We start from the raw sequence: 19729 nt of genomic DNA, 5'->3' as shown, positions 1-19729 counted from the left end.
AAACCGATAAGATCGCCGAAACCTGTCAGGAAAACTCACAGATACCATGAGCCATGACCTTCCCCCGCTGAATGCCTTGCGCGCCTTCGAGGCCACCGCTCGTCTGAACAGTGTGAGTCAGGCTGCCGAACAGCTGCACGTCACCCACGGCGCGGTCAGCCGCCAGCTCAAGGTGCTTGAAGAACATCTCGGCGTGAGCCTGTTCGTCAAGGACGGACGCGGCTTGAAACTCACAGATGCCGGAGCGCGTCTGCGCGATGCCAGCGCGGAGGCGTTCGATCGGTTGCGCAGTGTTTGCGCCGAACTGACGCAAAGCACAGCGGATGCGCCGTTCGTGCTGGGTTGTTCGGGGAGCCTGCTGGCGCGCTGGTTTATTCCGCGTCTGGGGCGGCTGAATGCCGATTTGCCGGATCTGCGTCTGCACCTGTCTGCCGGTGAAGGTGATCTCGATCCCCGGCGCCCGGGCCTTGATGCGTTGTTGCTGTTCGCCGAGCCACCGTGGCCGGCCGATATGCAGGTCTATGAACTGGCGGCGGAACGCATCGGCCCGGTGATGAGCCCGTTGTATAGCGGTTATCAGAAGCTGCACACCGCTGTGGCCGCAGATCTTTTTGATGAGCCCGTGCTGCACACCACCTCTCGCCCACAAGCCTGGCCCAGCTGGGCGCAGCAAAACCACCTCGATCCCAAGGCGTTGAAGCTCGGGCAAGGTTTTGAGCATTTGTATTATTTGCTGGAGGCGGCTGTTGCAGGTCTCGGCGTGGCAATCGCGCCGGAGCCGCTGGTAATCGAAGATCTGAAGGCGGGTCGCCTGGTTGCGCCGTGGGGCTTCTGCGAAACCCCGGCGCAACTGGCGTTGTGGCTACCCAAGCGCGCCGCAGACGGACGCGCCCGGCAACTGGCGCAATGGCTCAAAAACGAGCTGCGCCAGACTGATCACTCACCGCGTTTGAACACAAAGTAGGCAGCGAGCAGACCGATTGCGCCGACAGCCACACCGGCTGTGGTCCACGGGTGTTCCTGCGCATAGTCACGAGTGGCAATGCCGGTCTCGCGGGTTTTCACTTTGACTTCTTCGTACGCGTCGCTGAGCAGATGACGGGAATGTTTCAGTGCACTTTCGGCATTGCTTTTCAGCGCCTTGAGGGTCTTGCGCGACTCGTCCGAAGCATCGTCTTTCAAGCTTTCCAACGATTTGAGCAGACTCTCGATCTCGGCTTCCATGCTTTGCAACGAGGCTTTACGTAAAGAGGTGTTGGCCATGGTGGCTCTCCTGCATTGGTGATGAGTGGCGTGTGTTGGTTGGGACTTCACCACTTCGAGAAAGTGCAGAAATTCTGAACTTCGGCAGCGCAGCGGCGCCGAAATCATCAGTGCAATTGCCTGCTAGGCTCAATTTCACACGCCATTCCAACCCAAGGAGATCGCCATGAGTGACCATCACACCTACAAGAAAGTCGAGCTGGTCGGCTCGTCCACCACCAGCATCGAAGACGCCATCAACAATGCACTGGCCGAGGCGAACAAGACCCTGCGCAATCTGGAATGGTTTGAAGTGACCGAAACCCGTGGCCACATCGAAAATGGCCAGGTAGCGCACTTTCAGGTCACGCTGAAAGTCGGCTTCAAGATTGCCGCCAGCTGAGTTTGAGCTAGTCTTCTGAACTTGCGCGCTGGCCGAGTGCCATAGGGAATGGCAAAGCGCTACAAGGTGAGCGCATCGGGTGGATGACTCGATGCCCGCCTCTTTCAATCCGACCAGGGAGTGCGACCGATGAAGAAGTTCATGTTGGCAGTAGGTTTGTTGAGCCTTGCGGGTGGTGCGTTTGCAGCCGGCAAGCCATGTGAAGAGCTGAAAAGCGAAATCGCCGCGAAGCTCGACGCCAAAGGCGTTTCCGGTTATTCGCTGGAGGTTGTCGACAAGGGTGCGGCGGCTGATGGTGACGTCGTCGGCAGTTGCGAAGGCGGCAGCAAGGACATCGTCTACAAACGCGGTTGATTGCGCCTGAAATACAAAAGCCGACGTGGATGCGTCGGCTTTTTTGTGGGCTCCATGTGCCCGATGTGGGAGCGAGCTTGCTCGCGAAACCGGTGGGTCAGTCGACATATCGAGTGCCTGACACTCCGTCTTCGCGAGCAAGCTCGCTCCCACAAGGTATGTGTGGTGAATCTTAGCCCTTCATCACCTGCGCCAGCAGCTCGTACGAGCGCACGCGATCAGCATGCTCATACAAATCGCTGGTGAAAATCAGCTCGTCCGCCTGGGTCTGCTCGATCAGCACCTCAAGCTTGGCGCGGATCTTCTGCGGGCCGCCGACCATGGCGAGGCCGAGGAAATCGCCCACCGCTTCACGTTCGTGGGGCAGCCACAGGCCGTCCATGGTTTTCACCGGTGGGCGCTGCACCAGGCTCTGGCCACGCATCAATGCAAGAATGCGCTGGTACACCGACGTCGCCAGGTAATCGGCTTGCTCATCGGTATCCGCTGCCACCAGCGGCACGCCGAGCATTACGTACGGCTTGTCGAGCACCGCCGACGGTTTGAAGTGATTGCGGTAGATGCGGATCGCCTCGTGCATGAAGCGCGGCGCGAAGTGCGAGGCGAAGGCGTAAGGCAAGCCGCGCTCACCCGCCAATTGCGCACTGAACAGGCTTGAGCCGAGCAGCCAGACCGGCACGTTGGTGCCGGTGCCGGGCATGGCGATCACCCGTTGCTCAGGGGTGCGCGGGCCGAGGTAGCGCATCAGTTCGGCAACGTCTTCAGGGAAGTCGTCAGCGCTGCCCGAGCGCTCACGGCGCAAGGCGCGGGCGGTCATCTGGTCAGAGCCGGGCGCGCGGCCCAGACCCAGGTCGATGCGTCCCGGGTACAGGCTCTCGAGGGTGCCGAACTGCTCGGCAATCACCAGCGGCGCATGGTTGGGCAGCATCACCCCGCCGGAACCGACGCGGATCGTCGACGTGCCTCCGGCCAGATAGCCGAGCAACACCGAAGTGGCCGAACTGGCGATGCCGTCCATGTTGTGGTGTTCGGCGACCCAAAAGCGCGTGTAGCCGAATTTCTCGGCATGCTGCGCCAGGTCCAGCGAGTTGCGCAGCGATTGCGCCGCGCTGCCGTTTTCGCGCACCGGCACCAGGTCGAGAGTGGAAAATTTAACGTCGGACAGTTTTTTCATGAACCTGCATCTCCGGGTGGGGAGGCAGGTTTTTCTTGCGAACGAAAACCTGCCAAATCCATAAGCGTGTTTTATGGAATGAGGGCATATACCCGAGATTCAATAGCAGCGACGAAATTTCCTACTAAAAAAGTCAACGATTCAGCCAGGCTGAACTTTGTTCCGCCGTCTATCCTCAGAAGCCTTGCTAGTAAAAACCGCGACGGCGCGGCGTTCCGCGCCATATTTGAGGAGGCAGACATGGCTATCGTGAAAAAGGCATCGGCGCATTGGGAAGGCGACCTGAAAACCGGTCTCGGCTCGATCTCCACCGAAACCGGCGTACTGCGCGAAGCACCTTACGGCTTCAAGGCGCGCTTCGAAGGCGGCAAAGGCACCAACCCGGAAGAACTGATCGGCGCGGCCCACGCCGGCTGCTTCTCCATGGCGTTTTCGATGATTCTCGGCGATGCCGGCCTGAAGGCAGACAGCATCGACACCAACGCCGAAGTCACCCTCGATCAGGTTGACGGCGGCTTCGCGATCACTGCGGTGAAGCTGATTCTCAAGGCGAAAATCCCGGGCGCAACTCAGCAGCAGTTTGAAGAGCTGAGCAACAAGGCCAAGGAAGGGTGCCCGGTTTCCAAGGTGCTGAATGCGAAGATCACCCTTGAGGCTTCGCTCGTCAGCTGATTCGGCGTTTGCCGGGCTGACGCTTTCGCGAGCAGGCTCGCTCCCACAGGGGATTTGTGCACGTCGCAGATCCAGTGTGTGAGCGAGCCTGCTCGCGAAGGCGGCCTCTGATTCAACTCAGCAACCGGCAATCAGTACAAGGTGTGAGCAAAGTCAGAACCCGCTCAGCAGAAATGTGGTCGAATAATCGACAGCAGCTTCAGCGCACACCCGTGCGCGCTGCCTCAAGGAGCTTCATCGATGAAACGTATTGGCTTGGCGATTCTTTGCAGTGCACTGGCCACGTCCGCTATCGCAGCCCCCAAAAAATGCGAGGAGCTTAGAAAGGAGATCGAGATCAAGATCCAGGCGAAGGCGATCCCAACGTACACCCTTGAAATCATCACGGCAGAAGAGGCGAAGCAGCACGACTCGGCCATGATCGTCGGTTCTTGCGAGAACGGCACCAAGCGGATTATCTATCAGAGAAACGATAGCTGATTGCCTATCACGGCACGCAATTGATCTGCCGCTCGTTGGCAACGATCTGCCCCTGACGATTGATCAAGCGTGCACTTGGCGTGAAGGCCAGCGATCGGGCCTCAAGGCGGTAACGCTGCCCGGCCTCGAAGTGTTCATAGGGCACCGTCATGTAACACAGCCGCTCTTGCGGATCGGTATCCATGCCCTGACCACCCCCGAATACTTCGAAGTCAAAGCGCACGGTGAGCTCATGACTACCGGGCGTCACCTGAAAAAACCGTCCGTCGCGCAAGCGCTGTTTATCCAGGCGCTCGGCCATCAGCACCTTGCCGCCGGGGGTAGGCATGGCGAAGTCGACCCAGGCTTTGTCTGGATCGGCCGCTGGCAACGGGCTCTGACAACCGGCGAGCACACTGGCGGCCAGCAATGTCGTCAACTTGCGCATGATCGATATCCTTTGACGGGATTTGCAGCATAGCGCCGATCAACTGCTCTGACAGCCCGCCGGTGTGCCCTGGCCGACAACCTTGCGCTGTTCGTCATAAAGCTTGGCCCAAGGCCGGAAGCCGATACTGCCCGCCTGCAACTGATAGCGCTGGCCGGCGTTGAAATCCTTGAATTTCACGCTCATCTGGCAATCGCGCCACAGCGGTTCGGCATTCGGGCCGATGTTGGTGGCCTCGACCGGGAATTGGTAGCGCACCTTCAGCTCATGGCTGCCGGGCTGCACTTCGAAATAGCGTTTGTCGATGGCCTGGGTAGCATCGACTTGCACGGCTTGCAGCGCCGTGTCGTGTTGGCGAGCGTCAAGATCGATCCAGGCTTGCGAAGGGTCGGGGTCGGGCATTCCGAAACCGGCACAACCGGCCAGCATCAGCAGGCCTCCTGTCAGCATCAACATGCGCATAGCGGTGCTCCTTGAGGCGGGATAGTCTTGGGGCAGACTTTCCGGGGAATTTCTTATTTTGATCAGGCCGTTTTCCAGCCTTGGGTTACTTGATCGCGTTTTTCCGATTTTGTTTCCGGGTGTGTTGTTTTTGTTGCTCAACGGTTGCACCAGCGTCAGCTATTACAGCCAGTTGGCCAGCGGCCAACTGCAATTGCTGCGCGCACGGGAGCCGGTCGAAAAAGTCATTGCCGACCCCAGCCGCGATGCCAAATTGCGCGCGCATCTGGCTCAATCACAAAAGGCCCGCACGTTCGCCAGCGAGCATCTGCACTTGCCGGACAACCAGAGCTATCGTCTGTACGCCGACATCGGTCGCCCGTTCGTGGTGTGGAACGTGTTCGCCACCGCAGAGTTTTCCCTGACGCCGCAGAATCACTGCTTCCCGATTGCCGGCTGCGTGGCCTATCGCGGCTACTACAGCCAGAGCGCCGCCCGTGGCGAAGCGGCGCTTCAGCGCTTGCAGGGCATGGACGTGTCGATCGGCGGGGTCGAGGCGTACTCGACGCTCGGCTGGTTCAATGACCCGATTCTCAATTCGATGATGGGCTGGGGCGACGAACGGCTGGCCACGTTGATCTTTCATGAACTGGCGCACCAGAAGTTCTATGTGAAGGACGACACTGAATTCAACGAGTCTTTCGCCACCTTCGTCGAGCAGGAAGGCACGCGGCAATGGCGCACGTTTCGCGGGCTACCGGCAGAGTCGGATTCCAGGCTCAAGCAGCGTGACCAGTTCATCGAACTGGTACTCGACACGCGTTCAAGACTGGAGAAGCTCTATGCGCAGCCGCTGTCGGTTGAGCAGATGCGTGAGCGCAAAGCAGCTGAATTCGAGCGCTTGCGCCGGGAGTATCGGGTCATGCGCGACAGTCAGTGGGCCGGGGACAAACGTTATGACGCCTGGGTCAATGCGCCGCTGAACAATGCGCGGTTGTTGCCGTTCGGGCTGTATGACCAGTGGGTGCCGGCGTTTGCGGCGCTGTTCAGGCAGGTGGGTGAGGATTGGCTGAGGTTTTATGCCGAGGTTGAGCGGTTGGGGCGATTGCCGGTTGATGAGCGTAAGGCGGCGCTGGAAGCGCTGGCCCAGTCCTAAGGAACTCGGAGGCATAACGGCTCTTTCGCGAGCAGGCTCGCTCCCACATTGGATCGCGCTGCCTCTGTGGGAGCGAGCCTGCTCGCGAAGGCTATTTCATCAGCGCTGCAAAAACGCCTGATGCAACTCGTCCAAGGTTTCAAAGTGATAAGCCGGCGCCTCGGCATTCAGCTCTTCAAAACTGCCAAACCCATAGCCCACCGCCGCCGCATCCAGGCCATTGCTGCGCGCGCCGATCAGGTCGTGCTTGCGATCGCCGATCATCAGGGTCTGCGCCGGGTCCAGGCCTTCTTCCTCAAGCAAGTGCGCAATCAGCTCAACCTTGTTGGTCCGCGTGCCGTCCAGCTCGCTGCCGTAGATCACCTTGAAGTGGCGGGCGAAGTCAAAGTGCCGGGCGATCTCGCGGGCGAACACCCACGGCTTGGACGTTGCGATGTACAACTGCCGCCCCTGCCCGCTCAAAGTCTCCAGCAACGGCGTGACCCCGTCGAACACCCGATTCTCGTAGAGGCCGGTGACCTTGAAGCGCTCGCGATAGAAATTCACCGCTTCCCAGGCCTTGGCCTCGTCGAAGTCGTAGAACTGCATGAACGCTTGCAGCAGCGGCGGGCCGATGAAGTGTTCCAGTTTGCTCAGGTCCGGTTCGTCGATGCCGAGATTGGCCAAGGCAAATTGAATTGAGCGGGTGATGCCCTCACGCGGGTCGGTCAGGGTGCCATCGAGGTCGAACAGTACGGTCTGGTAATGCATGAGAGTTCCTGAGCTGGTGTAGGGCAATTCAGAGCTGGTCGTAGCCTTCGGCCAGATGCAGGTCCTTGAGCTTGACGTAGTTCGCCGCGCTGTACGTAAAGAAGGCGTTTTCCTTATCGGTCAGCGGGCGCACTTGCTTGACCGGGCTGCCAACATACAGGAAGCCGCTCTGCAGGCGCTTGCCCGGCGGCACCAGACTGCCGGCGCCGATGATCACGTCGTCCTCGACCACGGCGCCGTCCATGACGATGCTGCCCATGCCGATCAATACGCGGCTGCCAACGGTGCAGCCGTGCAGCATGACCTTGTGGGCGATGGTCACGTCATTGCCGATCAGCAAGGGAAAACCGTCCGGGTTGAACGGGCCGGCGTGGGTGATGTGCAGCACGCAGCCATCCTGCACGCTGGTGCGCGCACCGATGCGGATGCGGTGCATGTCGCCACGGATCACCGTCAGCGGCCAGACCGAGCTGTCTGCGCCAATTTCGACGTCGCCGATCACCACCGCCGAACCGTCGACGAATGCGCCGTTGCTCAGGCGGGGGGTGTGATTCTGGTATTTGCGAAGGGACACGATTAGTTCTCTCTCTGTCGCCGATAGCTGCGGTGAGTGTCGATTGTAATTAAGATGGGCGCATGTTTCTTCCAGCCAAGGTGCCAACCGTGAGCGTGAACAACCCTCTTTTGCAGTCCTACGACCTGCCGCCGTTCTCCACGATCCGTGCCGAACACGTCCTGCCCGCCATCGAAACCATCCTCGCGGACAACCGCGCCGCCATCGCCGAGATCCTCAAGACCCAGGGCAAGAACCCGACCTGGGCCGGTCTGGTATTGGCGATGGACGAACTCAATGATCGCCTCGGTGCGGCATGGAGCCCGGTCAGCCATCTTAACGCCGTGTGCAACAGCGCCGAATTGCGTGAAGCCTATGAGTCGTGCCTGCCGGCCCTGAGCGCCTACTCCACCGAAATGGGCCAGAACCGCGAACTGTTCCAGGCGTATGAGGCGTTGGCCAACAGTCCGGAAGCTGCCAGTTTCGACGTCGCGCAAAAAACCATTCTGGAACACGCCCTGCGCGATTTCCGTCTGTCGGGTATCGATCTGCCGGAAGCCGAGCAGAAACGTTACGCCGAAGTGCAGAGCAAGCTGTCCGAGCTCGGCAGCCGCTTCTCCAACCAATTGCTCGACGCCACTCAGGCGTGGACCAAACACATTACCGATGAAGCCGCCCTCGCCGGCCTGACCGATTCGGCCAAGGCGCAGATGGCTGCCGCCGCCCAGGCCAAAGGTCTGGATGGCTGGTTGATCACTCTGGAATTCCCCAGCTATTACGCGGTGATGACCTACGCGCAAGACCGCGCGCTGCGCGAAGAAGTCTACGCCGCCTACTGCACCCGTGCCTCGGATCAAGGCCCGAATGCCGGGCAGAACGACAACGGCCCGGTGATGGAAGAGATCCTCGACCTGCGCCAGGAACTGGCCCGACTGCTGGGCTTCGCCAGTTTCGCCGAACTGAGTCTGGCGACGAAAATGGCCGAATCCAGCGATCAGGTGCTGAGCTTCCTGCGCGATCTGGCCCAGCGCAGCAAGCCGTTCGCCGCGCAGGATCTGCAACAGCTGCGCGCTTACGCTGCCGAACAGGGCTGCGCCGATCTGCAAAGCTGGGACAGTGGTTTCTACGGCGAAAAACTCCGCGAGCAGCGTTACAGCGTCGCTCAGGAAACCCTGCGAGCCTACTTCCCGATCGATAAAGTCCTCAGCGGCCTGTTCGCCATCGTCCAGCGTTTGTACGGCATCGAGATCGCCGAACAGAAAGGCTTCGACACTTGGCACCCGGACGTACGCCTGTTCGAGATCAAGGAAAACGGTCAGCACGTCGGCCGCTTCTTTTTCGACTTGTATGCCCGCGCCAACAAGCGTGGCGGCGCGTGGATGGACGGCGCCCGCGACCGTCGCCGCACCATCGACGGCGTGCTGCAAAGCCCGGTGGCCAATCTGGTGTGCAACTTCACTCCGGCCGACAGCGGCAAACCGGCGCTGCTGACCCACGATGAAGTGACCACCCTGTTCCACGAGTTCGGCCACGGCCTGCATCACCTGCTGACCCGCGTCGAACACGCTGGCGTATCCGGCATCAACGGCGTGGCCTGGGACGCGGTCGAGCTGCCGAGCCAGTTCATGGAAAACTGGTGCTGGGAGCCGGAAGGCCTGGCGCTGATTTCCGGCCACTACGAGACTGGCGAGCCACTGCCGCAGGACCTGCTGGAAAAAATGCTCGCGGCGAAGAACTTCCAGTCCGGGCTGATGATGGTGCGTCAGCTGGAGTTTTCGCTGTTCGACTTCGAACTGCATGCCACCCATGGCGATGGCCGCAGCGTGGCGCAAGTGCTCGAGGGCGTGCGTGACGAGGTGTCGGTGATGCGTCCACCGGCTTACAACCGCTTCCCCAACAGCTTTGCGCACATTTTCGCTGGTGGTTACGCGGCGGGTTATTACAGCTACAAGTGGGCTGAAGTGCTGTCCGCCGACGCCTTCTCGAAATTCGAGGAAGACGGCGTGCTCAACGCTGAAACCGGTCGGGCGTTCCGCGAGGCGATTCTGGCGCGCGGCGGCTCGCAGGCACCGATGGTGCTGTTCGTCGACTTCCGTGGCCGTGAGCCGTCGATCGACGCGCTGTTGCGCCACAGCGGCCTGAGTGAGGACGCGGCAGCATGAGCGACGGCCCTGTGATCACCAAGAAGCGCTTTATCGCCGGTGCGGTCTGCCCGGCGTGCAGCGAGCCGGACAAGTTGATGATGTGGAACGAAGACGGCGTGCCGCACCGCGAATGCGTGGCTTGCGGATACTCCGACACCCTCAACGAGCAGGGCCTGTCGGTGCCCAAAGAACTGGGCACGCGGGTCAATACCAGTGCGCTGAAGCCTGCCGCCGACAAAAAGGTCCAGGCCGTGCAGTTCTTCCCCAACCCCAAGTTGAAGAAAAAGCCCGACGAGCAACAGTGACAACTACCGCCACCTGCCGATGATCGTCGTCAGGTGGCGGTAACTATCTACCACCTCGCCCCCGCGCTTCGTGATTAGGCTGGTCAATCCAGCCCTCTCTCACGGAAGACGCCATGCCTGACACCAACCCACTCCTGCAACAATGGCAGTTGCCGCCCTGGTCGGCGATACGCGCCGAACATCTGCTGCCGGCAGTCGAGCGCATCGTTGCCGACAACCTGCTGATCATCGAAAACGTCATCGCCACTCAGGTTGAGCATCCCAACTGGGACGACGTGGTCATTGCCATCGATGAAGCCGATGCGCGCCTGGATGAAACCATGGCGATCATCGAATTCCTTTCGGTCAGACATGCCGATGATCCCGAGTGGTTGGCGCAGGAAGCGCTCAGCACCCACGCTGCGCAGCATTACAAGGCTGCGAAGGCCGGCAATCGACAGTTGCTCCAGGTTTATCAACGATTGGCACAGAGCTCCATAGCCGCCAGCTTCAGCGATGCACGCAAAGCCTCGCTGGCGAAAATCCTGCGCAGGTTTCACTTGGCCGGCAGCGAATTGTCGAGTGCGCAGCACAAGGATCTGACGCGATTGAACGGCGAAATCGATCTGCTGGAAAAGCGCTTCATGAGCAATCTCAGATCGGTCAACGCTGCATGGAGCAAGGACATCGACGATGCAGCGCTGTTGGCAGGACTTTCGGCCGAAACGCAGGCGCATCTGGCCGCCAATGCCAACAAGGCCGGCCTGTCCGGGTGGCGGCTGACCCTCGATCAGAACACTTACGATCAGGTCATGAAGCGGGCGCGGCACCGCGGTTTACGTGAAGAGTGTTTCAAAGCCTGGTGCACCCGCGCTTCGGATCAGGGGCCATACGCCGGCCGCTTCGACAACGGACCGGTGCTGCACAAGCTGCTGGCGGCGCGTCATGCCAAAGCCCGGCTGTTGGGTTTCGACAACTTCGCTCAGCTGCGACTGCTCGATCGCATGGCCGTGGATACTGACCAGGTCCGCCGTTTTCTGCAGCAGCAGATCGCCCTCAATGCAGCGGCGCTTGCGCGCGAAACCGATGACCTGCAAGCCTCTGCACGCCAGTACGGTATTGATCAGATAGAAGCGTGGGATCACGACTTCCTCGCCGAGCAATTGCGCCTGAAGCAGTTGGGCGGCGAGATGCAGGACCTGCGCCTGTTTTTTCCGCTGGACGCCATACTGCAGAGCCTGTGCCGCTTCAGTGAGCACATGTTCGGCATCAGGATCAGCGAAAATATTCGCCTGGAGACTTTCAACGAAAACGTGCGCCTGTTCGAAGTCAGCGAGCATGAGCAAGCGGTCGGCTTCATCTACATCGACCCGTTCCACCGCGCCGCTGGCGCCGACTACGCCTGGACAGGTGTACTGCGCAACCGACGGATCAATGCGGAAGGCCGGCCATCACTGCCGATAGCCTCGCTTCAATGCAATTACACGGCCGCCGCCGACGGGCTGAATCTGCTGGCACATCAGGATCTGCGCGTGCTGCTGCACGAATTCGGCCATTGCCTGCATCACGTGCTGACACGTTCGCCGCACTACAACCTGTCCGGCATTTCGCATCTGAGCCGCGACGCTGCCGAGTTTGTCGGGCAGCTGTTCGAGAAATGGGCGCTATCCGGGCAATTCCTGCGCTGGCTGGGTACGCATCATCAGAGCGGTGAGCGCCTGTCGCAAACGCAGGCCGACGCCGCGTTTTCCACCACCGACATCCAGCGCAGCCGAGAGACGGCGATGCTGCTGCTGAGCGCGCTGTTCGACTTCGAACTGCATCGCAGTCACGGCGACGGTCGCACTGTTCAACAAGTGATGGCGGATGTGCAAAGCGCATTCCCGGGCCTGCATATTCCAGCCTACTGCCGCTTCGCCAACAGCTGCGATTATCTGGTCACCGGTTACGAGGCTTCGCTTTACGCCTACAAATGGTCGGGTGTGCTGGCGAGCGAGGCATTCAAACGCTTCGAACGTGAAGGTCTGTTCAATGAACAGACGGGCCGGGACCTGCGCAAGCACCTGCTGTCGGGAGACAGACAGTCACTCCCCGCCGCGCTGCAAGCGTTCTTGGGTAAACCGATCGACAGCGCGCTGTTTCCTGCACCAGTCGATTGAGCTGATCAACGCTGGACGTGCGCCGAGTCGAACCAGCTCTTCATCGAACACATGGCGAATGCACTGGTGCTGCATTCGCCATTGATCAGGGCTTCGTGCAACCGATCGACATCAGCCTGCATCACGTAGCGCACGCTGTCGTGGAAATGCTGACTGTCACCAAAACCGCCCTCGGTCATTTCCTTGAGCGCCTGCTCTTTGCTCCAGCCCTGCACCACCACGCGGTACATCGCCGCCATCAGACCGGTGCGGTCAGAACCGTGCTTGCAGTGCATGAGCACCGGGCCGTCGGCTTCGGCGGACTGAATCGCGCGCAGAGCCTTGAGCACATCGCTGTCGTCGACGTGGTTGGTGCGATACGGCAGTTGCACCTGCTTGATGCCCGGCGCGGAGAGCCAGTCGCTATCAGCGTCAGGCAGGAAGTTGATTACGGTGACGACATGCAGATCGTTCAACAGCGGCACCGCGCTACGGTCGGGCAAGGCGCTGCGATACAGCGTCGGTGACATGCGGAACAGGTTGAACTGCGCCTCTACCGGTTGCGCCCACTCGGCCGGGCGAGATGGCGTGGCGTCGGCCGCCCGGGCGGCAATGCCATGCAACAGTGCAACAAGCGAAAAACATAACGCGGGGAAAAAGCGCACTCGAGACATGCTGGGCTGACCGTTTCGGCAATCTTCATGGGAGGAATTGCAGCTTCGCTTTTGAGCGGTCAACGCGCCGTGAGCCGGCCGTCAAAGAAACGTGAATCGTCGCCGCGCCGGGCTTTTTTCCGTGCAAACGGTTTTTCTTGATGCTTAGCCTGCTACCATTTGTCACATGATGTTGCAGAGGGAACGGCTTTTACCCGACCGAACCCTGATCGTCGCAACGCAAAATTCCTCGAGCTGCTCGCAGAAGCGGCTGACTTCTATGCCTGATGAGGTGCCCCCCATGTCTGATCAAGATCGAGACAACCCGCGGCGTGAGTTCTTGCGCAAATCCCTGACCCTGATTCCGGTGGTCACGCTTGCCGGTACCGGCCTGGGCAGCAGCGTGCTGCAAGCCGCACCTGAAAGCACACCGGCGCCGGCCGCAGCAAAACCGGCCTCTGTCGCTGGTGACTATCAGCCGAGCTTTTTCACCGCTGAAGAATGGGCATTCATCAATGCCGCCGTCGCCCAGTTGATCCCCAGCGATGCGCAGGGCCCGGGCGCGCTTGAAGCCGGCGTGCCGGAATACATCGACCGCCAGATGAACACGCCGTACGCCGCCGGTGCCCTGTGGTACATGCAAGGCCCATTCAATGCCGACGCTGCGCCGGAGATGGGCTGGCAGAGCAAACTGGTACCCAAAGACATCTATCGCCTCGGCATCGCCGCCACGGATCAGTGGGTAAAAGGTCTCAGCGGTAAAACATTTGCCGAGCAAGACAGCGCTACCCGAGACGATTTGCTCAAGCAACTCGAAGCCGGCAAGCCGCAGTTCGATGCGGTGCCGGCGAAGATCTTCTTCAATCTGCTGCTGCAAAACACCAAGGAAGGTTTCTTCTGCGACCCGATCCACGGTGGCAATAAAGGCATGGTCGGCTGGACCATGATCGGTTTCCCCGGCGCCCGCGCCGATTTCATGGATTGGGTGGAACGCAACGAGCAATACCCCTTCCCGGCAGTGTCGATTCGCGGCGAGAGGGCGTAAGCATGGCAACGGTATTGAAGAAGGTTGATGCAGTCATCGTCGGTTTCGGCTGGACCGGGGCGATCATGGCCAAGGAACTCACCGAGGCGGGCCTCAACGTGCTGGCGCTGGAGCGCGGGCCGATGCAGGACACTTACCCCGACGGCAACTATCCGCAGGTGATCGACGAACTCACCTACAGCGTGCGCAAGAAACTCTTTCAGGACATCTCCAAAGAGACGGTGACCATTCGCCACAGCGTCAACGACATCGCCCTGCCCAACCGCCAGTTGGGCGCGTTTTTGCCGGGTAACGGCGTCGGCGGCGCCGGTCTGCACTGGTCTGGCGTGCACTTTCGCGTCGACCCGATCGAGTTGCGCATGCGCAGCCACTATGAAGAACGCTACGGCAAAAGCTTCATCCCCAAAGACATGACCATTCAGGATTTCGGCGTCAGCTATGAAGAGCTGGAACCGTTTTTCGACTTCGCGGAAAAAGTCTTCGGCACCTCCGGCCAGGCCTGGACGGTGAAGGGCCAACTGGTCGGTCAGGGCAAGGGCGGCAACCCCTACGCGCCGGACCGTTCCAACCCGTTCCCGCTTGAAGCGCAGAAGAACACCGTATCCGCACAGCTGTTTGGTAAAGCGGCTACAGAGGTGGGTTACAAACCTTACAACCTGCCTTCGGCAAATACCTCTGGGCCGTACACCAATCCCTACGGCGCACAGATGGGGCCGTGCAATTTCTGCGGTTTCTGCAGCGGCTACGTCTGCTACATGTATTCCAAGGCCTCGCCGAACGTGAACATTCTGCCGGCGCTCAAGCCCCTGCCGAATTTCGAACTGCGGCCCAACTCCCATGTGCTGCGGGTCAACCTCGACAGCAGCAAGTCCAAAGCCACCGGCGTCACCTACATCGACGGCCAGGGCCGCGAGATCGAGCAGCCGGCGGATCTGGTGATCCTCGGCGCCTTCCAGTTGCACAACGTGCGTCTGATGCTGCTGTCCGGGATCGGCAAACCCTACGACCCGATCAGCGGCGAAGGCGTGGTCGGGCGTAACTTCGCCTACCAGAACATGGCCACCATCAAAGCCTTTTTCGACAAGGACACCCACACCAACAACTTCATCGGCGCTGGCGGCAACGGCGTGGCGGTGGACGATTTCAACGCCGACAACTTCGACCACGGCCCGCACGGCTTTGTCGGTGGCTCGCCGATGTGGGTCAACCAGGCTGGCAGTCGACCGATTGCCGGCACCTCGAACCCGCCGGGCACTCCGGCCTGGGGCAGCGCGTGGAAACGCGCCACCGCCGATTACTACACCCACCAGGTGTCGATGGACGCCCACGGCGCGCATCAGTCCTACCGTGGCAACTACCTCGATCTCGATCCGGTGTACCGCGATGCCTACGGCCTGCCGCTGCTGCGCATGACCTTCGACTGGCAGGAAAACGACATCAAGATGAACCGCTTCATGGTCGAGAAGATGGGCAAGATCGCCCAAGCCATGGGCCCGAAAGCCATTGCGGTGATCGGCAAGCAGGTCGGCGACCACTTCAACACCGCCTCGTACCAGACCACCCACCTCAACGGTGGCGCAATCATGGGTACCGATCCGAAGACCAGCGCGCTGAACCGCTATTTACAGAGCTGGGACGTGCACAACGTATTCGTCCCGGGCGCCTCGGCGTTCCCGCAGGGCCTGGGCTACAACCCGACCGGACTGGTGGCGGCGCTGACCTACTGGTCGGCGAAAGCGATCCGCGAGCAATACCTGAAAAACCCCGGCCCGCTGGTGCAGGCTTAAGGAGCGATGACCATGAAAACTTTCGTTATCGCCACCCTCGCCCTGCTCGGCAGCACCGCAATTTATGCGGCCGATGTTGATCAAAATCTGATCAAGCAAGGTGAATACCTCGCCCGCGCCGGTGACTGCGTGGCCTGTCACACCGCCAAGGGCGGCAAGCCGTTCGCCGGCGGCCTGCCGATGGAGACGCCGATCGGCACGATCTACTCGACCAACATCACCCCGGATAAAACCGGCCTTGGCGATTACAGCTTCGAGGACTTCGATCAGGCCGTGCGCCACGGTGTGGCCAAAAACGGCAGCACGTTGTACCCGGCGATGCCTTACCCGTCCTACGCGCGGGTCAACCAGGCCGACATGCAAGCGCTGTACGCCTACTTCATGCACGGCGTCGAACCGGTGGCGCAGGAGAACAAGGCCAGCGATATTCCCTGGCCGTTGAGCATGCGCTGGCCGCTGATGGGCTGGCGCTGGCTGTTCGCACCGAAGGTCGAGGATTACCAGGCCACGTCGGCCGATCCGGTGATCGATCGCGGGGCATATCTGGTCGAAGGCCTCGGCCACTGCGGCGCCTGTCACACCCCGCGCGCGCTGACCATGCAGGAAAAATCCCTGAGCGCGGCGGACGGCAGCGAATTCCTCGCCGGCAGTGCACCGCTGGAAGGCTGGATCGCCAAGAGCCTGCGCGGCGATCACAAGGATGGCCTCGGCAGCTGGAGCGAAGAACAACTGGTGCAGTTTCTCAAGACCGGGCGCAGTGATCGCAGCGCAGTGTTCGGCGGCATGAGCGATGTGGTCACCCACAGCATGCAGTACATGAGCGATGCCGACCTCACCGCGATTGCCCGCTATCTCAAATCACTGCCGGCCAATGACCCGGCGGATCAGCCGCATCGGTACGACGAGAAAGTAGCCAAAGCGCTATGGAACGGTGACGACAGCCAAAGCGGCGCGTCGGTGTACATCGACAACTGCGCGGCCTGCCACCGTACCGATGGTCATGGCTACACCCGGGTGTTCCCGGCGCTGGCGGGCAATCCGGTGCTGCAGACGGATGACCCGACATCGCTGATCCACATCGTGCTCAAGGGCGGGACTTTGCCGGCAACGCACACCGCGCCATCGACCTTCACCATGCCCGGTTTCGCCTGGCGCCTGTCGGATCAGGAAGTCGCGGATGTGGTGAGCTTCATTCGTGGCAGCTGGGGCAACAAGGGTGCGCCAGTGAAAGCTGCCGATGTTGCCGAGTTGCGTACAGAGGATATGAAGCAGACCTCCGGTGACGATCTTGGGCAGCTCACCTCGCATAACTGAGCGAAATGTGTCGACAGACCGCTGGCACGACATGACTCGCATGTTGAGTCAGCGGTGTTCATCGAGTCGACTTCAGACCTCTGAACTGCACAAACGCATCCGCCAACTGCAAGTACAGTCTCTTGTCATGGTTATCGATATCGCCATCCCCGTCGCTATCGATAACCTCTTCGGAAAGGAGGTCATAGCGATCGTTTGCCTGCGATGAAGAGGCAAATAGCGCGTAGTCGTAGTCCATCATTTCGGTGGCGTTATCGCCGTAATGATAAAAAACAACCTCGGGACTTCCGTCGCGTTCCATGTCTGCAATTTCAAGCAAAATTCTGATTGGCATCACATTCAATCCATTCCGGTTGGCAAGCCACTATTAGTCATACGGCTTTAACGTAAGACGGCGCTTGCAACCACGTCTACTGTCATATCTGACAGGGTGTATGTGCACACAGTTGTAGGAACGTCGGTTACGATCAGAGATAGCCTTGGATGCTGTCCCCCTCCCCGAACGTAGCGGACATGAACAACCACAACTGACCACTCGCCCGACGGCACTAGCCAGATGAGGATCGCCCCGATACTGTGCGCATATACAGTATCGGGGCGTTTTCATGTCTACTCCATTGCCACCTCGCGGTCGCGGCACCGCAACCAACCCGCACAACCGCTTTGCGCCGAGTCGTTCGGTGGTCGAGGACGATGGCTGGTATCAGGAAGTGCCAGAGACGCAAAACACCGAAGTGATCATCGAGAAGGCCAAATCGGTCATCAGCCGCAACACCTCGCCGGATCTGCCCTTCGACCGTTCGGTAAATCCCTACCGCGGCTGCGAACACGGCTGCATCTATTGCTATGCACGGCCCAGCCACGCCTATTGGGACATGTCGCCGGGCCTCGATTTCGAAACCCGGCTGATTGCCAAGACCAATGCCGCCCAGGTCCTCGAAGAACAGCTGAGCAAACCCGGCTATCAATGTGCGCCGATCAATCTCGGCTCCAATACCGACCCGTATCAGCCCATCGAGCGCGAATACAAAATCACCCGTCAGACCCTGGAAGTGCTGCTGCGCTATCGCCACCCGGTGACCATCATCACCAAAGGTTCGCTGATTCTGCGCGATCTCGATTTGCTCACGGAGCTGGCGCAGCAACGGCTGGTGGCGGTGATGATCAGCCTGACCACGCTGGATGATGAACTCAAACGCATCCTCGAACCCCGCGCCGCTGCGCCCAAGGCACGCCTGCGTGCGATCCGGGTGATGCGTGAAGCAGGCATTCCGGTCGGCGTGCTGTGTTCGCCGATGATTCCGATGATCAATGACAGCGAAATCGAAAGCCTGCTCACCGAGGCCCACACCGCCGGTGCGCAAAGCGCCGCCTACATGATGCTGCGCCTGCCGCTGGAAGTGGCGCCGCTGTTCGAGGAGTGGTTGCAGGCGCACTATCCGCAACGTGCCGCCCATGTGCTGAGCCTGATCCGCCAGAGTCGCGGCGGAGAACTCTACGACAGTCGTTTCGGTGCGCGCATGCGCGGTGAAGGACCGTTTGCAGACCTGCTCGCACAAAGATTTGCCAAGGCCATCAAAAAGCTTGGCCTGAACAAACGCGAAGGCTATAACCTCGACTGCTCGGCCTTCTGTCCGCCGGGTCGCCAGATGTCGTTGATTTAGCGACAATTGGCTTTGGGTTGACGGGTTGGAATCCTTCCGCCGAAACACGCCGGTCACGTTTTTTGTGACCTGGAACACACGTTCTAGAGCGTTTGATTCAGTTTCAGTTAAGTTTCGGCGGCTACCTTGTTCATCGAGTGACTGACGGGTCGGGATGACCCGGATGGTTTAAACAGCCACTGGCTTCATACCGGAATACCGGGGGAAGACTCCCTGAATCCGCACAAGAGGATGAATCATGAGTGACAAGGATAAACAGTCGTTGGCTGCCTCGGCGCAAAGCCCTGAAGCACAATCCGCCGATGCAGCACTGCGACAGATCGTTGATGGCTTTTTACGCTTTCACCATGACGTTTTTCCGCAGCAGGAAGAATTGTTCAAGAAGCTCGCCACCGCTCAGGCGCCCAAGGCGATGTTCATCACCTGCGCCGACTCGCGCATCGTTCCCGAGCTGATCACCCAGAGCTCGCCGGGCGATCTGTTCGTTACCCGTAACGTCGGCAACGTGGTGCCGCCCTACGGTCAGATGAACGGCGGCGTCTCCACCGCGATCGAATACGCGGTACTGGCGCTGGGCGTGCAACACATCATCATTTGCGGACACTCCGATTGCGGCGCCATGCGCGCGGTACTCAACCCCGACAGCCTGGAAAAAATGCCGACGGTCAAAGCCTGGCTGCGCCACGCTGAAGTCGCGAAAACCATGGTGCACGACAACTGCAACTGCACCGACGAAAAAGACAGCATGCCGATCCTCACCGAGGAAAACGTCATCGCCCAATTGCAGCACTTGCGTACCCATCCTTCGGTAGCCTCGCGCATGGCGAACGGTCATCTGTTCATCCATGGCTGGGTCTACAACATCGAAACCAGCGAAATCAAAGCTTACGACGCGGACCAGGGTCGTTTCCTGCCTCTCGACGGCAGCCATCCGATTCCTGTGGCGACGCCCAAAGCGCGCTTCTAAATCTTCCCAACAATCTGTGTGGTATGACGCCGGCCGCTGATTCAGCGGTCCGGCCTCGCCACGCCTGAAGAAAACTTCGGG

The 19729-nt window shown here is 60.1% G+C and carries 22 protein-coding genes; 14 read left to right on the top strand and 8 right to left on the bottom strand.

Annotated elements, in window-relative coordinates:
• The first annotated feature begins 46 nt into the window (after window positions 1–46).
• Window positions 47–964 carry a LysR family transcriptional regulator gene (locus tag QMX86_RS09105; RefSeq protein WP_282385829.1) on the top strand — a complete coding sequence of 306 codons (918 nt, stop codon included), beginning with the start codon at window positions 47–49 and terminating at the stop codon, window positions 962–964.
• On the opposite strand, the gene QMX86_RS09100 is transcribed toward QMX86_RS09105, so the two are convergent.
• Window positions 937–1263, bottom strand: coding sequence for a DUF883 family protein (locus QMX86_RS09100; protein ID WP_282385830.1), 327 nt, complete (start codon window positions 1261–1263; stop codon window positions 937–939). The genes QMX86_RS09105 and QMX86_RS09100 overlap by 28 nt on opposite strands.
• Window positions 1264–1429: 166 nt before the next feature.
• Here QMX86_RS09100 and QMX86_RS09095 point away from each other — a divergent pair, with 166 nt between their 5' ends.
• Window positions 1430–1645 (top strand): dodecin, encoded by a 216-nt coding sequence (locus QMX86_RS09095; protein ID WP_016772305.1) that lies wholly within the window; start codon window positions 1430–1432, stop codon window positions 1643–1645.
• 129 nt (window positions 1646–1774) lie between these two features.
• Window positions 1775–1999, top strand: coding sequence for a DUF1161 domain-containing protein (locus QMX86_RS09090; protein ID WP_071173980.1), 225 nt, complete (start codon window positions 1775–1777; stop codon window positions 1997–1999).
• A 172-nt stretch (window positions 2000–2171) separates the two neighbouring features.
• Here QMX86_RS09090 and QMX86_RS09085 read toward each other — a convergent pair whose 3' ends face one another.
• Window positions 2172–3173 carry an LLM class flavin-dependent oxidoreductase gene (locus QMX86_RS09085; protein WP_071173979.1) on the bottom strand — a complete coding sequence of 334 codons (1002 nt, stop codon included), beginning with the start codon at window positions 3171–3173 and terminating at the stop codon, window positions 2172–2174.
• Window positions 3174–3413: 240 nt separating this feature from the next.
• Between QMX86_RS09085 and QMX86_RS09080 the strand changes: the two genes are divergently transcribed.
• Window positions 3414–3845, top strand: a complete 432-nt coding sequence (locus tag QMX86_RS09080; protein WP_016772308.1) for an OsmC family protein — start codon at window positions 3414–3416, stop codon at window positions 3843–3845.
• Window positions 3846–4085: 240 nt separating this feature from the next.
• Window positions 4086–4325, top strand: a complete 240-nt coding sequence (locus QMX86_RS09075) for a DUF1161 domain-containing protein (RefSeq protein ID WP_071173978.1) — start codon at window positions 4086–4088, stop codon at window positions 4323–4325.
• Between the two features lie 7 nt (window positions 4326–4332).
• Here the strand turns inward: QMX86_RS09075 and QMX86_RS09070 are convergent, their stop codons facing one another.
• A complete protein-coding gene (locus tag QMX86_RS09070; protein ID WP_016772310.1) occupies window positions 4333–4752 on the bottom strand; it encodes a hypothetical protein in 420 nt (139 codons plus the stop codon).
• Window positions 4753–4791: 39 nt separating this feature from the next.
• Window positions 4792–5214, bottom strand: coding sequence for a hypothetical protein (locus QMX86_RS09065; RefSeq protein WP_110644707.1), 423 nt, complete (start codon window positions 5212–5214; stop codon window positions 4792–4794).
• A gap of 58 nt (window positions 5215–5272) precedes the next feature.
• On the opposite strand from QMX86_RS09065, the gene QMX86_RS09060 reads away from it, so the two are divergent.
• Window positions 5273–6349, top strand: coding sequence for an aminopeptidase (locus QMX86_RS09060; protein WP_282387858.1), 1077 nt, complete (start codon window positions 5273–5275; stop codon window positions 6347–6349).
• Between the two features lie 99 nt (window positions 6350–6448).
• Here the strand turns inward: QMX86_RS09060 and QMX86_RS09055 are convergent, their stop codons facing one another.
• Window positions 6449–7099, bottom strand: coding sequence for an HAD family hydrolase (locus QMX86_RS09055; RefSeq protein WP_282386184.1), 651 nt, complete (start codon window positions 7097–7099; stop codon window positions 6449–6451).
• 28 nt (window positions 7100–7127) lie between these two features.
• A complete protein-coding gene (locus QMX86_RS09050; protein WP_282386183.1) occupies window positions 7128–7673 on the bottom strand; it encodes a gamma carbonic anhydrase family protein in 546 nt (181 codons plus the stop codon).
• An 89-nt stretch (window positions 7674–7762) separates the two neighbouring features.
• On the opposite strand from QMX86_RS09050, the gene prlC reads away from it, so the two are divergent.
• From prlC to QMX86_RS09035, 3 genes are all read left to right on the top strand, one after another.
• A complete protein-coding gene (gene prlC, locus QMX86_RS09045; RefSeq protein WP_051600831.1) occupies window positions 7763–9814 on the top strand; it encodes an oligopeptidase A in 2052 nt (683 codons plus the stop codon).
• Window positions 9811–10101, top strand: a complete 291-nt coding sequence (locus QMX86_RS09040) for a YheV family putative zinc ribbon protein (protein WP_016772316.1) — start codon at window positions 9811–9813, stop codon at window positions 10099–10101. The genes prlC and QMX86_RS09040 overlap by 4 nt, the downstream gene beginning before the upstream one ends.
• A 113-nt stretch (window positions 10102–10214) precedes the next feature.
• Window positions 10215–12239, top strand: coding sequence for a M3 family metallopeptidase (locus QMX86_RS09035; protein ID WP_282386182.1), 2025 nt, complete (start codon window positions 10215–10217; stop codon window positions 12237–12239).
• A 5-nt stretch (window positions 12240–12244) separates the two neighbouring features.
• Here the strand turns inward: QMX86_RS09035 and QMX86_RS09030 are convergent, their stop codons facing one another.
• Window positions 12245–12892: a tyrosine-protein phosphatase gene (locus QMX86_RS09030; protein WP_282386181.1), complete on the bottom strand. Its 648-nt coding sequence runs from the start codon at window positions 12890–12892 to the stop codon at window positions 12245–12247.
• A 280-nt stretch (window positions 12893–13172) separates the two neighbouring features.
• Here QMX86_RS09030 and QMX86_RS09025 point away from each other — a divergent pair, with 280 nt between their 5' ends.
• Genes QMX86_RS09025 through QMX86_RS09015 form a run of 3 tightly spaced genes read left to right on the top strand, consistent with a single transcriptional unit; the run spans window position 13173 to window position 17017 of the window.
• The gene (locus tag QMX86_RS09025; protein ID WP_282386180.1) at window positions 13173–13916 is read left to right on the top strand and encodes a gluconate 2-dehydrogenase subunit 3 family protein; all 744 of its coding nucleotides are present in this window, start codon (window positions 13173–13175) and stop codon (window positions 13914–13916) included.
• Between the two features lie 2 nt (window positions 13917–13918).
• Window positions 13919–15703, top strand: a complete 1785-nt coding sequence (locus tag QMX86_RS09020) for a GMC family oxidoreductase (RefSeq protein ID WP_071173972.1) — start codon at window positions 13919–13921, stop codon at window positions 15701–15703.
• Between the two features lie 12 nt (window positions 15704–15715).
• Window positions 15716–17017, top strand: coding sequence for a cytochrome c (locus tag QMX86_RS09015; RefSeq protein ID WP_110644696.1), 1302 nt, complete (start codon window positions 15716–15718; stop codon window positions 17015–17017).
• A 58-nt stretch (window positions 17018–17075) separates the two neighbouring features.
• Here QMX86_RS09015 and QMX86_RS09010 read toward each other — a convergent pair whose 3' ends face one another.
• A complete protein-coding gene (locus QMX86_RS09010; protein WP_095182282.1) occupies window positions 17076–17351 on the bottom strand; it encodes a hypothetical protein in 276 nt (91 codons plus the stop codon).
• A gap of 271 nt (window positions 17352–17622) precedes the next feature.
• On the opposite strand from QMX86_RS09010, the gene QMX86_RS09005 reads away from it, so the two are divergent.
• Together QMX86_RS09005 and QMX86_RS09000 are read left to right on the top strand one after the other, a co-directional pair.
• Window positions 17623–18681, top strand: a complete 1059-nt coding sequence (locus tag QMX86_RS09005; RefSeq protein ID WP_282386179.1) for a PA0069 family radical SAM protein — start codon at window positions 17623–17625, stop codon at window positions 18679–18681.
• A gap of 238 nt (window positions 18682–18919) precedes the next feature.
• Entirely contained in the window at window positions 18920–19648 is a 729-nt protein-coding gene (locus tag QMX86_RS09000) for a carbonic anhydrase (protein WP_016772323.1), read from the top strand.
• Window positions 19649–19729 lie beyond the last annotated feature (81 nt).

The sequence above is a fragment of the Pseudomonas sp. PS01270 genome (assembly GCF_029959775.1).
In the GTDB taxonomy this organism is placed as follows: Bacteria; Pseudomonadota; Gammaproteobacteria; order Pseudomonadales; family Pseudomonadaceae; genus Aquipseudomonas; species Aquipseudomonas atacamensis.
The sequence above is the reverse complement of the archived record's forward strand: the minus strand, read 5'-3'. Positions and strand labels throughout refer to the sequence as shown.

What these genes read in the sequence shown, in the direction of transcription:
- QMX86_RS09075 (WP_071173978.1), top strand. Translation starts at nt 4,086, where the DNA reads ATGAAACGTATTGGCTTGGCGATTCTTTGCAGTGCACTGGCCACGTCC.
- QMX86_RS09005 (WP_282386179.1), top strand. Translation starts at nt 17,623, where the DNA reads ATGTCTACTCCATTGCCACCTCGCGGTCGCGGCACCGCAACCAACCCG.
- QMX86_RS09030 (WP_282386181.1), bottom strand. Translation starts at nt 12,892, where the DNA reads ATGTCTCGAGTGCGCTTTTTCCCCGCGTTATGTTTTTCGCTTGTTGCA.
- QMX86_RS09010 (WP_095182282.1), bottom strand. Translation starts at nt 17,351, where the DNA reads ATGCCAATCAGAATTTTGCTTGAAATTGCAGACATGGAACGCGACGGA.
- QMX86_RS09020 (WP_071173972.1), top strand. Translation starts at nt 13,919, where the DNA reads ATGGCAACGGTATTGAAGAAGGTTGATGCAGTCATCGTCGGTTTCGGC.
- QMX86_RS09055 (WP_282386184.1), bottom strand. Translation starts at nt 7,099, where the DNA reads ATGCATTACCAGACCGTACTGTTCGACCTCGATGGCACCCTGACCGAC.
- QMX86_RS09100 (WP_282385830.1), bottom strand. Translation starts at nt 1,263, where the DNA reads ATGGCCAACACCTCTTTACGTAAAGCCTCGTTGCAAAGCATGGAAGCC.
- QMX86_RS09025 (WP_282386180.1), top strand. Translation starts at nt 13,173, where the DNA reads ATGTCTGATCAAGATCGAGACAACCCGCGGCGTGAGTTCTTGCGCAAA.
- QMX86_RS09080 (WP_016772308.1), top strand. Translation starts at nt 3,414, where the DNA reads ATGGCTATCGTGAAAAAGGCATCGGCGCATTGGGAAGGCGACCTGAAA.
- QMX86_RS09015 (WP_110644696.1), top strand. Translation starts at nt 15,716, where the DNA reads ATGAAAACTTTCGTTATCGCCACCCTCGCCCTGCTCGGCAGCACCGCA.
- QMX86_RS09035 (WP_282386182.1), top strand. Translation starts at nt 10,215, where the DNA reads ATGCCTGACACCAACCCACTCCTGCAACAATGGCAGTTGCCGCCCTGG.
- QMX86_RS09090 (WP_071173980.1), top strand. Translation starts at nt 1,775, where the DNA reads ATGAAGAAGTTCATGTTGGCAGTAGGTTTGTTGAGCCTTGCGGGTGGT.
- QMX86_RS09085 (WP_071173979.1), bottom strand. Translation starts at nt 3,173, where the DNA reads ATGAAAAAACTGTCCGACGTTAAATTTTCCACTCTCGACCTGGTGCCG.
- QMX86_RS09000 (WP_016772323.1), top strand. Translation starts at nt 18,920, where the DNA reads ATGAGTGACAAGGATAAACAGTCGTTGGCTGCCTCGGCGCAAAGCCCT.
- QMX86_RS09065 (WP_110644707.1), bottom strand. Translation starts at nt 5,214, where the DNA reads ATGCGCATGTTGATGCTGACAGGAGGCCTGCTGATGCTGGCCGGTTGT.
- QMX86_RS09070 (WP_016772310.1), bottom strand. Translation starts at nt 4,752, where the DNA reads ATGCGCAAGTTGACGACATTGCTGGCCGCCAGTGTGCTCGCCGGTTGT.
- QMX86_RS09105 (WP_282385829.1), top strand. Translation starts at nt 47, where the DNA reads ATGAGCCATGACCTTCCCCCGCTGAATGCCTTGCGCGCCTTCGAGGCC.
- QMX86_RS09040 (WP_016772316.1), top strand. Translation starts at nt 9,811, where the DNA reads ATGAGCGACGGCCCTGTGATCACCAAGAAGCGCTTTATCGCCGGTGCG.
- QMX86_RS09095 (WP_016772305.1), top strand. Translation starts at nt 1,430, where the DNA reads ATGAGTGACCATCACACCTACAAGAAAGTCGAGCTGGTCGGCTCGTCC.